10 protein-coding genes and 1 pseudogene are annotated in these 11,819 nt (G+C 73.5%); 6 read left to right on the top strand and 5 right to left on the bottom strand.

Going from position 1 to position 11,819, the window contains the following annotated elements:
* Positions 1 to 59: 59 nt before the first annotated feature.
* Positions 60 to 962 (bottom strand): LysR family transcriptional regulator, encoded by a 903-nt coding sequence (locus tag ABTY59_RS09515; protein ID WP_352018313.1) that lies wholly within the window; start codon positions 960 to 962, stop codon positions 60 to 62.
* Positions 963 to 1,070: 108 nt separating this feature from the next.
* Here ABTY59_RS09515 and ABTY59_RS09510 point away from each other — a divergent pair, with 108 nt between their 5' ends.
* Positions 1,071 to 1,901, top strand: coding sequence for an oxidoreductase (locus ABTY59_RS09510; protein ID WP_352018312.1), 831 nt, complete (start codon positions 1,071 to 1,073; stop codon positions 1,899 to 1,901).
* A 59-nt stretch (positions 1,902 to 1,960) separates the two neighbouring features.
* Here ABTY59_RS09510 and ABTY59_RS09505 read toward each other — a convergent pair whose 3' ends face one another.
* Positions 1,961 to 3,244 carry an adenylosuccinate synthase gene (locus ABTY59_RS09505; protein ID WP_352018311.1) on the bottom strand — a complete coding sequence of 428 codons (1,284 nt, stop codon included), beginning with the start codon at positions 3,242 to 3,244 and terminating at the stop codon, positions 1,961 to 1,963.
* A gap of 110 nt (positions 3,245 to 3,354) precedes the next feature.
* On the opposite strand from ABTY59_RS09505, the gene ABTY59_RS09500 reads away from it, so the two are divergent.
* Together ABTY59_RS09500 and ABTY59_RS09495 are read left to right on the top strand one after the other, a co-directional pair.
* Positions 3,355 to 4,179 (top strand): diacylglycerol kinase family protein, encoded by an 825-nt coding sequence (locus ABTY59_RS09500; protein ID WP_352018310.1) that lies wholly within the window; start codon positions 3,355 to 3,357, stop codon positions 4,177 to 4,179.
* 67 nt (positions 4,180 to 4,246) lie between these two features.
* A complete protein-coding gene (locus ABTY59_RS09495; RefSeq protein ID WP_352018309.1) occupies positions 4,247 to 5,767 on the top strand; it encodes a hypothetical protein in 1,521 nt (506 codons plus the stop codon).
* A gap of 41 nt (positions 5,768 to 5,808) precedes the next feature.
* Here the strand turns inward: ABTY59_RS09495 and ABTY59_RS09490 are convergent, their stop codons facing one another.
* On the bottom strand, positions 5,809 to 6,315 hold the full coding sequence (locus tag ABTY59_RS09490) for a GbsR/MarR family transcriptional regulator (RefSeq protein ID WP_352018308.1): 507 nt from the start codon (positions 6,313 to 6,315) through the stop codon (positions 5,809 to 5,811).
* 62 nt (positions 6,316 to 6,377) lie between these two features.
* Here ABTY59_RS09490 and ABTY59_RS09485 point away from each other — a divergent pair, with 62 nt between their 5' ends.
* Entirely contained in the window at positions 6,378 to 7,277 is a 900-nt protein-coding gene (locus tag ABTY59_RS09485) for an ABC transporter ATP-binding protein (protein ID WP_352018307.1), read from the top strand.
* The gene (locus tag ABTY59_RS09480; RefSeq protein WP_352018306.1) at positions 7,274 to 8,872 is read left to right on the top strand and encodes an ABC transporter permease; all 1,599 of its coding nucleotides are present in this window, start codon (positions 7,274 to 7,276) and stop codon (positions 8,870 to 8,872) included. The genes ABTY59_RS09485 and ABTY59_RS09480 overlap by 4 nt, the downstream gene beginning before the upstream one ends.
* Before the next feature lie 186 nt (positions 8,873 to 9,058).
* Here the strand turns inward: ABTY59_RS09480 and ABTY59_RS09475 are convergent, their stop codons facing one another.
* Positions 9,059 to 9,511, bottom strand: a complete 453-nt coding sequence (locus tag ABTY59_RS09475; protein ID WP_352018305.1) for a MarR family winged helix-turn-helix transcriptional regulator — start codon at positions 9,509 to 9,511, stop codon at positions 9,059 to 9,061.
* A 125-nt stretch (positions 9,512 to 9,636) separates the two neighbouring features.
* Between ABTY59_RS09475 and ABTY59_RS09470 the strand changes: the two genes are divergently transcribed.
* Positions 9,637 to 10,500, top strand: a complete 864-nt coding sequence (locus tag ABTY59_RS09470) for an alpha/beta fold hydrolase (RefSeq protein WP_352018304.1) — start codon at positions 9,637 to 9,639, stop codon at positions 10,498 to 10,500.
* Between the two features lie 14 nt (positions 10,501 to 10,514).
* Here the strand turns inward: ABTY59_RS09470 and ABTY59_RS09465 are convergent.
* Positions 10,515 to 11,711: pseudogene (locus ABTY59_RS09465) on the bottom strand (cytochrome P450).
* Positions 11,712 to 11,819 lie beyond the last annotated feature (108 nt).

The raw sequence follows: 11,819 nt of genomic DNA, 5'->3' as shown, positions 1-11,819 counted from the left end.
TGGACGAGTTGAAACGGAGCCCCATTAAGCGCTCGACTACCCTTCCGCACAAGGCGAGTTCAGGACTCCCGCCGTACGACGTCGGCCGCCGCCCGGGCGTAGTCCCGGATCAGCGGGCGGGAGTCGGCGGCGCGCCAGGCGAGCGCGAAGCTGGTCGGGGACACGCCGTCGACCGGGCGGACGACGACCCCGCCGCGGGTGAGCAGGGGCGCGTTGCCCTCGGCGACCAGACAGATGCCGAGGCCGTCGACGAGCGCTTCGTACGTCTCGTCGGTGGAACCGATCTCGGCGCCGATCCGGGCCGGGCGGCCGTCCCGCGCGTCCAGGGCCAGCCAGTGGTCACGGAGTTCGGGGGCGACGGCCCCGGGCAGCGCGAGGAACGGCTCGTCGAGGAGGTCGGCGAAGTCGATCCGCTCACGGGCCGCGAGCGGATGCCGCTCGGACAGGGCGATCAGGCGCGGCTCGGTGGCGACGACCAGCCAGCGGTACCGCTCGGCGTCCACCAGTGGGAGCCAGACGAACGCCAGGTCACTGGCGCCGTCGGCGAGCCCGGCGGTCGGGTCGTCCCAGCCGACCTGGCGCAGCCGGAGCCGGGCCGCCGGGTGCTCCGACGTGAAGCGGGAGCGGATCGCGGGCAGCAGACCGCCCCGGCCGGGGCTCGTCGACATGCCGACGACGAGGGTGGCCTCCCGCGCGGCCCGCGCGGCGTGCACCGCGCCCTCCCCCTCCGCCCATGCCGCGAGCACCGCGCGCGCGTGCGGCAGCAGCGCCGTACCGGCCTCGGTGAGGCGGACGCCCTGTCGGTCGCGGTCGAAGAGCGGGGCTCCGAGCTGGCGCTCCAGGGCCCGGATCTGCTTGCTGAGCGCGGGCTGCGAGACGTACAGGCTCTCGGCGGCCCGAGTGAAGTGGAGCTCCTCGGCGACCGCGAGGAAGTACCGCAGTTCCCGCCCGTGCACATCCATGCCCTCTGGCTATCACGGCGGATCTTGGACAGACAACGTCCCATCGTCCCAAGCTTGTTGGGACAAGGAGAGACCGAGACAGCCCGAAACAGCAGGGGGAACACGCACATGAGCAAGGTCTGGCTGATCACCGGCGCCAACAGCGGATTCGGGCGCGCCTTCGCGGAGGCCGCGATCGCCGCCGGAGACGTCGTCGTCGCCGCGGCCCGCCGCACCGAGACCCTGGACGACCTGGTCGCCGCCCATCCCGACCAGGTCGACCCGGTCGCCCTGGACGTCACCGACGCGGCCGCGATCGACCGGGTCGTCGCCGAGGTCGTCGACCGCCACGGACGCGTCGACGTCCTCGTCAACAACGCGGGCCGCACCCACGTCGGCTCGGTCGAGGAGACCGCCGACGAGGAGCTGCGCTCGCTGTTCGACGTGCACGTCTTCGGCCCCGCCGCCCTCACCCGCGCCGTCCTGCCCCACATGCGGGCCCGCCGCTCGGGCGCGATCGTGCAGCTCAGCAGCGTCGGCGGGCAGATGTCGATGGCCGGCTTCGGGGCGTACAGCGCGACCAAGTTCGCCCTGGAGGGTCTGTCCGAGGCGCTCGCCGCCGAGGTCGGACCGCTCGGCGTGAAGGTCCTCATCGTCGAGCCCGGCGCCTTCCGCACCGGCCTCTTCGGCAACCACAGCCTCAGCGGTGACGGCATCGCCGACTACGCCGACACCGTCGGCGCCACCCGCGGCTTCGTGGAGACCGGCGGCGGCACCCAGGCCGGCGACCCGGCGAAGGCCGCGGCGGCCGTCATCGCCGCGTTGAACGCCGACGAGACGCCGCTCCGCCTCGCCCTCGGCGACGACTCGATCGACACGATCCTGGGCCACCTGGACCAGGTCCGCTCGGACCTCACGACCTGGGAGAAGGTCGGCCGGGACACCAAGCTCGACGCCTGAGCCCAGGAAGAAGGGCCCGCACCCCGGTCCTGCCGGGGTGCGGGCCCTTCGTCACGCTCCTACAGGAAGGAGTTGATCTCGATCGTCTCGGTGCGGCCGGGGCCGACGCCGATCGCGGAGATCGGTGCGCCCGACATCTCCTCCAGGGCCTTCACGTACGCCTGCGCGTTCTTCGGAAGGTCCGCGAAGGTCTTGGCCTTCGTGATGTCCTCGGACCAGCCCGGCAGCATCTCGTAGATCGGCTTCGCGTGGTGGAAGTCGGTCTGCGAGTACGGCAGCTCCTCGACGCGCTTGCCGTCGATCTCGTACGCGACACAGACCGGGATCTGCTCCCAGCCCGTCAGCACGTCGAGCTTGGTGAGGAAGAAGTCCGTCAGGCCGTTGACCCGGGTCGCGTAGCGCGCGATGACCGCGTCGAACCAGCCGCAGCGGCGGTCACGGCCGGTGGTGACACCGCGCTCGCCACCGATGCGCCGCAGCGCCTCGCCGTCCTCGTCGAACAGCTCCGTCGGGAACGGGCCCGCGCCGACGCGGGTCGTGTACGCCTTCAGGATGCCGATGACGCGGGAGATCTTCGTCGGGCCCACGCCCGCACCCGTGCAGGCGCCGCCCGCGGTCGGGTTCGAGGAGGTGACGAAGGGGTACGTGCCGTGGTCGACGTCGAGCAGGGTGCCCTGGCCGCCCTCGAAGAGCACGACCTTGTCCTCGTCGAGCGCCTTGTTGAGGATCAGCGTGGTGTCCGCGACGAACGGCTTGATCTGCTCCGCGTACTGGAGCATCTCCTCGACGATCTGCTCCGCCTCGATCGCGCGGCGGTTGTACAGCTTGGCGAGGAGCTGGTTCTTGCCCTCCAGCGCCGCCTCGACCTTCTGCGAGAGGATCGACTCGTCGTACAGGTCCTGGACCCGGATGCCGACGCGGTTGATCTTGTCGGCGTAGGTCGGGCCGATGCCGCGACCCGTCGTGCCGATCTTGCGCTTGCCGAGGAACCGTTCCGTCACCTTGTCGAGGGTGACGTTGTACGGGGTGATCAGGTGCGCGTTGCCGCTGATCAGGAGCTTCGACGTGTCGACGCCGCGCTCGTTCAGCCCGCTCAGCTCGGAGAGCAGGACCGCCGGGTCGACGACGACACCGTTTCCGATCACCGGGGTGCACCCCGGCGAGAGGATTCCGGAAGGGAGGAGGTGGAGCGCGTACTTCTGGTCGCCTACGACGACCGTGTGGCCGGCATTGTTGCCGCCCTGGTAACGCACCACGTAGTCCACGGATCCACCGAGCAGGTCGGTGGCCTTTCCCTTGCCCTCGTCACCCCACTGAGCACCGAGCAGCACAAGTGCGGGCACAGGCGTACACCCCTTCCGGGTGGGGCATGTCCAAGGTCAGGGGGCGTACGCCGCCTCACCGGTGTGCCCCGGAATAGACGAAGCCCCTGGCGCAATAGCGCAAGGGGCTCTTGCACAAAGATGCTACCCGAGGAAGGACCGAGGTGTCGGATCACGACCAGCTGCTGGTCATCGTCGACCCGGTCGCCCGCCGAAGTGACGGCGAGTCCGTACGGATCGCGAAGGATGTACTGTCCGCGGGCGCGGAGGCGAAGATCTGCCTGCCGGACGGCCCCGAGGAATTCTCCCGGGCCCTGGCCCGGCGCGGCTCCCGGCGCCCCGTGGTGCTCGGCGACGACCGCGCGCTGCTCCGCACGGTGGCCCAGCTGCACCGCGAGCGGGAGCTCGCCGACGGGGTCCTCTCGCTCGTCCCGATCGGCTCCCCGGACGCCCTGGAAGTGGCCCACGCGCTCGGCGTGCCGCGCTCCACACCGGCCGCCGCCCGGGTGGCCCTGCACGGGGCCGTGCGCCGCCTCGACCTGCTCGTCGACGACAGCGACGGCGTCGTCCTCGGCGATCTGTGGGTCCCGGGCACGCCCGCCGTCGTCCCCGCGGCGCCCTCCGTCTGGGGCACCTGCCGCTCCCTCGTCCGCACCCTGGTCCGCCCGGCGCCCGCGCCCGCGACCCGGCTGCGGGTGGAGGCCGACGGGGTGCTGCTCGCCGACGTCGACGCCCCCGTGGAGGGCCTGACCGTCCGCGCCGCGGGCGGTACGGCCGAGGTGACCGTCCGCCCCGCCGCCGCCCCGGCCCGGCGTGCGACCGCCCGCACCATCACCGTCTCGGGCCCCGATTTCCGCTACCGCGCGGACGGACGCCTGACCGGACCGGTACGGCGCCGGACCTGGACCGTACGGGCGGGGGCCTGGGGGCTGACGCTGCCGGGGGAAGTGGCGTGACGACACGGGCGGTGACCGTCTAGCGTCTCGGTCGGGGCAAGGGGCCCATGAGGCGGGGGGACGTGCGATGACGTGTGCGCTGGACGTCGAGGAGACGGCGCGGGCGCTGTACCGGTACCGGAGCAAGAACTTCGGGCTGCTCTTCGCGGGAGTGGTGATGCCCCTCCTGGCCCTCGCCGCCGGACTGCTGCTCGGTGAGCCGTGGGGCGGCCAGGTCGCGTCCGCGTTCGCCGCGATCGGCATCCTCTCGCTCGGCGCCGGGATCGGATCGGCGGTCCTCGCCCGGCGGATGCGGCGGACCCTCGGCTCGGGCACCTGGTCGGCGCACCCCGCCGTCGCGATCGGCCGCGGCCGGACCGCGACGACCGTCGTCCTGCGGTCCCCCGACCGCTCCGAGGTGTGGCCGCTGACCGTGATCGCGACCCGCCAGCGCTACGAGCTGCTGCGGCCGGGACCCGACGGAGTGCTGTGGTGGTGCGGCGACCCGCGGAAGGGCGGGGTGCTCGCGCCGCCCGGCGGCGGGGAGCTGATCTGGGCGAAGCCGCTCCGCGGCGGCAGCGTGCGGCGCCGGGTCGTGGCACGCGCGGAGGCGGAGGGGCTGCTGCACCGGGCGGACGTGCGGCAGCCGCCGACCGCGCCTGGGCGTGGGCCTGTGTCTGGGTCTGCGTCTGCGTCTGGGCCTGTGTCTGGGTCTGCGTCTGGGTCTGCGTCTGCGTCTGGGTCTGCGTCTGGGCCTGAGTCTGCGTCTGCGTCTGCGTCTGCGTCTGGGTCTGCGTCTGCGTCTGCGTCTGCGTCTGTCACGGCGTACGCCCCGTATGACGACCCGTACGACAACCCGGACGCCGACCCGGAGGCCGACCTCTCCGAGGACGGCCTCGGCGACGGCCCCGGCGACGCTCCCGCGCCGTCCGGGCCCACCTACGCCGAGCTCGTCGCGCACGCCCGGCGGCAGGCCGAGCCGCAGGTGCGGGCGGCCCGCCCCGAGGCGGACGCGCGCGAGGTGGCGTGGTGGCGGGTGCGGAGCCTGCGGCGGATCTCCGGGGCGACCCGGGTGCTGGTCGCGCTCGGGTTCTGCGCGGCCGTGGGCGCCGCCGCGCTGACCGGGCCGCCGAAGGAGGACCTGCTGAAGCTGGGCGCCGTGGGCGTGCTGGTCCTGGGTGCGCTCGTGTACTCCTGCCACCGGCTGCTGACCGTCGGCAGGCCCGCCGTGCGGGCGATGGTCCGGGCCCTGACCGGCTCCGTCCACGTGCGGCGCCGGTACGCCCTGCTCTTCGACCCGCGGGGCGGCATGCCCGTCCTGGTCCTCTTCCCGATGTACGGCGGCCTGGACGCCAGGCCCGAGGCGGTGCTCCGGCTGGTTCCGCCCGGTCCGCCGAAGGCGCCGCGCCGCGGCCTGCCGGCCAAGCCCGCCGGCAGCGTCGAGCTGCACGGCTGGCGGGACTTCACCGAGGACGGCCGGCCGTTCGTCGTGGCGTGGATCGACGGGCGCCCCCTGTGGCCGGCGGGGGCGTACGAGGAGACGAACGGGCGCGACTTCACCACGCTCCTCGAACGGCTCGCGCCGCCCCTGGAGACCCGGACCTCCTGAGGCCACGGGCCTTGAGGTGCGGGCTTCCTGGGCCCTGAGGCTCAGACCTCCTGGGGCCTCGACGCCTTGTGGGCGCGCCAGCGGTCCATGATTCCGAACATCTCGCCGTGCAGGAAGGCGAAGAACTCGGCCGTCTCGGCCGTCCGGCGCCCGGCCGCCGTGTCGCGCCCGAGCGTCTCCGCGCCCTCCTGCAGGACCTGCTCCCACCGCACCAGCACCTGGTCGCGGCGGGTGAAGGTCTCGTACCAGAGCTCGTTGTGGAGGACGTACCGGTCGCGGCGCGTGCCGGGGTCGCGCTCGCGGCTGACCATGCCGACCTGCGTGAGGTAGCCGATCGCTCCGGAGACGGCGGCCGGGCTGATCCGGAGCTGTTCGGCCAGCTCGGCGGAGGTCATCGAGGCCGTCTCGGACGCGAGCAGGGCCGCGAAGACCCGGCTCGCCATGCGCTGCATCCCGGCGGCGGTCATCTCGGCGGCGAAGCGCTCGACGAAGCGGGACACCCCGTCGTCGCCGGTCCCGTCGGCCCTCGTCATGTCGCTCTCACCCATCCCCTGACTTTATACGGTTCCTTAACTTCACAAATTTGTGAAACTACCGTACGTTCAGAAGCATGACGAAGGCAATCAGCGTCGTCGGACTCCACAAGTCCTTCGGGCGCACCCACGCGCTCGACGGCCTCGACCTCACCGTCGAGACCGGCGAGGTCCACGGCTTCCTCGGCCCCAACGGAGCCGGGAAGTCCACCACCATCCGGGTCCTCCTGGGCCTCCTCCGCGCCGACTCCGGCGCCGCGCAGCTCCTCGGCCGCGACCCCTGGAGGGACGCCGTCGAGCTGCACCGCCGGCTCGCGTACGTCCCCGGCGACGTGACCCTCTGGCGCAACCTGTCCGGCGGCGAGGTCATCGACCTGTACGGCAGGCTGCGCGGCGGCGCGGCACCGGACCGGGCCCGGCGCGCCGAGCTCATCGAGCGCTTCGAGCTCGACCCCACCAAGAAGGGCCGCACCTACTCCAAGGGCAACCGCCAGAAGGTCGCCCTGGTCGCCGCCTTCGCCGCCGACGTCGACCTGCTCGTCCTCGACGAGCCGACCAGCGGTCTCGACCCGCTGATGGAGGAGGTCTTCCAGGACTGCGTGCGGGAAGCCGGCCGGCAGGGCCGCACGGTGCTCCTGTCCTCGCACATCCTCAGCGAGGTCGAGGCGCTCTGCGACCGGGTCAGCATCGTCCGCAAGGGCCGGACCGTCGAGTCGGGCTCGCTCACGGAGCTGCGGCACCTGACCCGTACCAGCGTCACCGCCGAACTCGCCGGACCGCCGAACGGCCTCGCCCACCTCCCCGGAGTGCACGGCCTCGACGTACGGGGCGACCGCGTGAAGCTCCAGGTCGACACCGACAAGCTCGACGGCGTCCTGCGCTCCCTGACCGCGTCCGGCGTACGGAGCCTGGCCTCCACCCCGCCGACCCTGGAGGAGCTCTTCCTCCGGCACTACACGGACGAGGCCGCCCGATGACCGGCACCGGCGTCCTCAACGGACGAGGCCGTCCGACGACCGGCACCGGCGTCCTCACACGGCTCGCGCTGCGCCGCGACCGGCTGACGCTCCCCCTCTGGGCGCTCGTCACCGGCGGCATGGTCGCGAGCGGCGCCGGCTCCCTGGAGGGGCTGTACGGCACGGCCGCCGAGCGCGCCGAGGCCGCCGCCTCGATGACCGCCAACAGCTCGATGCGCGCCCTGTACGGACCGGTCTTCGGCGACTCCCTCGGCGGGCTCGTCGCCTGGCGCTTCGGCACCTTCGGCGCGGTCCTCGCCGCCGTCGCGAGCCTGATCGTGGTGGTGCGGCACACCCGAGAGGAGGAGGAGACGGGCCGTCAGGAGATGCTGTCCGCCGGGGCCGTGGGCCGCCGGGCGCCCCTGACGGCGGCGCTCCTCGCGGCGCTCGCCCTCAACACGGCCATCGCCCTCCTCATCGCCGCCGGCCTCGCCGCACAGGGCGCGGCGGGGGCGCTCGCCCTCGGTCTGGCGATCGGCGGCACCGGCATGGTCTTCGCGACCGCGGCCGCGCTCGCCGCCCAGTTCACGGAGAGCGCCCGGCTCGCCAAGGGCCTGTCGGCGGCCGTCCTCGGCCTGGCGTTCGTGCTGCGGGCGGCGGGGGACGCCGGGTCCGCGGACGGTTCGTCCGCCCTGACCTGGCTCTCGCCGATCGGGTGGGCCGAACAGGTCCGCGCCTTCGCCGGCGAACGCTGGTGGGTGCTGCTCCTGATCGCCGGGGCCGTCCTGGTCCAGACGGCCGCGGCATACGCGCTCACCGCCCGCCGGGACGTCGGCGCGAGCTTCCTCGCGACCCGGCCCGGCCCGGCCGAGGGCCGTCTCGCCACCGCCGGGGCGCTCGCCTGGCGGCTCCAGCGCGGCACGCTCCTCGGCTGGTCGCTCGGCTTCCTGCTCGGCGGACTCGTCTTCGGCGGGATGGTCGAGGGCGCGGCCGACCTCGTCGGCGACAACGAACGGGCCCGGGAGATCTTCGAGCGGATGGGCGGACAGAGCGCGCTGACCGACGCCTTCCTCGCCACGATGGTCTCCCTCCTCGGGATGCTCGCGGCGCTGTACGCGGTCGGGTCGGTGCTGCGGGCGTACGGCGAGGAGACCTCGGGGCGCGCCGAGCCGCTCCTCGCGGGCGCCCTCGGCCGCCTCCGCTGGGCCGCCGGGCACCTCGTCATCGCCTTCGGCGGCTCCGTGCTGATCCTGGCCCTCGCCGGGCTCGGCCTGGCCCTCTCGTACGGGCACGACCTCGGCCCGGTCATGGGCGCCGCGCTCGTCCAGCTCCCCGGCGTCTGGACGCTCGCCGGACTCGCCGTCCTGCTCTGGGGCGCCGCCCCGAAGGCCGCGAACGCCGCATGGGGCGTGGCCGGGCTGTGCCTGGCCCTGGGGTGGATCGGCCCGGCGCTCGGACTGCCGCAGGCCGTCCTAGACCTCTCCCCCTTCGGGCACCTGCCGAAGCTGCCGGGCCCGGAGATGGCGTGGGGCCCGGTCCTGCTCCTCACCGGCCTCGCAGCGGCCCTGACGGCGGGGGGCCTGGCGGCGCTGCGTCGACGGGACGTGGCGGGCTGAGGTTCGGCGGGAGCTCGGGACCGGGCGGGGCTCCGGCCGGCTCGGGACCGGGCCGGGGACTCCGGCCGGCTCGGGACCGGGCCGGGGACTCCGGCCGGTTCAGGAGCGGGCCGGGGACTCCGGCCGGCTCAGGAGCGGGCCGGGGACTCCGGCCGGCTCGGGACCGGGCCGGGGACTCCGGCCGGTTCAGGAGCGGGCCGGGGACTCCGGCATGAGCGTGCGGGCCAGTACCTCCAGGGCGTCGGTGACCTCGCGCAGGCGCTGCGGGTCGTCGGACCCGAGGGCCGCCGCGAGCGCGCCCTCGATGCGGGTGGCCCGCACCTCCGCGACACGCTCGGACGCGTCCGCGGCGGGGCGCACCAGCACGCGACGCCGGTCGGCGGGGTCCGGCACGGTCCGCACCGAACCGGCCTCCTTCAACCGGGCCACGGCGGTGGAGACCTGGCTCTGCGGCAGACCGGTCCGGGCGGCGATCTCGCCGACGGCGCTGTCGGGGTGGGCGGCGACGTCGCCGGCGACGACGAGCACCAGCCGGGCGCTGCCGGCGTAGCGGCTCTCGCCGCCGGGGGGCTCGGGCAGCGCGTCCTCGCCGATCTTCATCAGGACGCGGCCCAGGAGAAACAGTTCGGCTCCGTTCACTCCGTCAAGGTACATCCAACTCGATTCATCCATCTTGATGCATCGGGATTGATGTATCGAGTTCGATGGAATAACGTGGAGGAGACGGAGGGCGCGGGGCCCGCCGCACACGAAGGGGGAGCATCATGAGCACGGACGCCACCACGACCACCGCCACCGCCACGATCACGGGCACGCTCGACGTGCCGGGCGCGGTGCTGCACTACCAGGTCAGGGGCACGGGTCCGGCGCTCCTCATCTCGCAGAGCGGGGAGGGCGACGCCGACCGCAGCACCGACCTCGTCGACCGGCTCGCCGACTCCTACCGCGTGATCACCTACGACCGCCGCGGCCTCTCCCGCAGCCTGCTCGACGCCCCGGAGCGGGGGGCGACGCTCGTGGAGCACGCCGACGACGTCCACCGCCTGCTCACCGCGCTGACCGACGCCCCCGTCCTCATGCTCGGCTGCAGCCTGGGGGCCGTCATCGGGCTGCACGCGGCCGTGCGCCACCCGGGCCTCATCCACACGCTCGTCGCCCACGAGCCCGTGGCCCCGCGCCTGCTGCCCGACGGGGAGCGCGACCACCACGAGCGGGAGCTCACCGCCCTCCAGGAGCTGTACACCCAGGGAGGCCTCGCCGCCGCGCTGCCGGAGATCGCCCGGACCCTGGGCATAGACCCCACCCGCGCGGACGCCGAGCCCGGCCTCACGCCCCAGCCGATGGACGCGCGACGGATCGCCAACTTCGACCACTTCATCCGCCACGACTTCGGCGCGATCGTCCACGACTCGCTCGACCCGGCCGCTCTGGCGCACACCGGCACGCGCATCGTCCCCGCCGCCGGCCGCACCACCCCGCGCACCGTCTTCGACTACCGGTGCGCGACCTCGCTGGCCGAGCTCGTCGGCGAGGAGCTCGTCGAGTTCCCCGGCGGCCACAACGGCAACACCAGCCACCCGGAGGCGTACGCGGCCCGCCTCCGCGAGGTCCTGGAGGGCACGTGCTGAGCCGAGGGCCCGGGTCACAGCTCCACGAGCAGCTCCTCGAAGCCCCGGATGACGTAGCCCGGCTTCCACACCGGCTCCGCCGCGAGCCGCATCTCCGGAGCCTGCCTGAGCAACTCACCGAACACCGAGGCGAGTTCGAGGCGGGCGAGCGGGGCGCCGAGACAGTAGTGGATGCCGGCGCCGAAGGTGATGTGCGGGTTGTCGGCCCGTTCCAGGTCGAGGACGTCGGCGGTGGGGCCGAAGCGGGCGGGGTCGCGGTTGGCGGAGCCGAAGAGGAGGGCGACCTCGGAGCCTCGCGGGATGGTGACGCCGCCGATCTCGATGTCGTCGAGGACCCAGCGCTCGAACATCTGGAGCGGGGTGTCGTAGCGCAGAAGTTCTTCCACAGCTGTGGACAACTTTTCGGGGCGGGGACGGACGTCCTGCTTGAGCAGGGTCCACCAGCCGTTGACCGTGGTGTTCACCGTGGCCTCGTGGCCCGCGTTGAGGAGCAGGACGCAGGTGGAGATCATCTCCTGTTCCGTCAGTTCCTCGACCGCGATCAGGGACGAGATCAGGTCCTCCCCCGGGCTCTTCCGCCGCCGGGCGATCAGCTCCCGCAGATAGTCCGAGAACTCGACGGAGGCCTGGACCGCCCGCCGGGCCGTCTCCTCCGAGGGGTTCAGCTCGAACATCCCGCAGATCGCCGCCTACCAGGGCCGCAGCCGTCCGCGCTCCTCGTCCTCGGCCGGGACGCCCAGCATCTCGGCGATCACCGCGACCGGCAGCGGCTCGGCGACGGCGGACAGCAGATCGCCGCCGCCCGCCGCCACCAGCTCACCCACGAGCCCGGCGGCCAGCCTCCGTACGGTCGGCGCCAGGTTCTCCACGGTCCTCGGCGTGAACGCCTTGGAGACCAGCCGGCGGATCCGGCCGTGGTCGGCCGCCTCCAGATCGAGCAGCCCGTGGTCGTTGAGCGTGTGGAACGGCTCGTGCGCCGCGTCCGGAGGCGTGCGCCCGAACTCCTCGTGCGTGAAGCGATGGGTGTACGTGCGCCCCAGGCGCCGGTCCCGCAGCAGCGCCGACACGTCCTCGTGGTGCGGGATCAGCCACTGCCGGGTGGGACCGTGCCAGTGGGCGCGGCCGGCGGCGCGGAGCCGGGCGTAGGCGGGATACGGATCGGCGATGAACTCCGCCGACCAGGGGTCGTACACAGCGTCCACAGTGTCCATGCCCGGACGCTACCCCCGGACCCGCGCACCGGCCCCGGACACGGGTCCAACCGACAGGGGTCCAACCGACGCGGGTCGGTCCGATCCGGGTCTGACCGGCGCGGGCCT

Source organism: Streptomyces sp. NPDC096079, assembly GCF_040303145.1.
Lineage (GTDB): Bacteria > Actinomycetota > Actinomycetes > Streptomycetales > Streptomycetaceae > Streptomyces.
The sequence above is the reverse complement of the archived record's forward strand: the minus strand, read 5'-3'. Positions and strand labels throughout refer to the sequence as shown.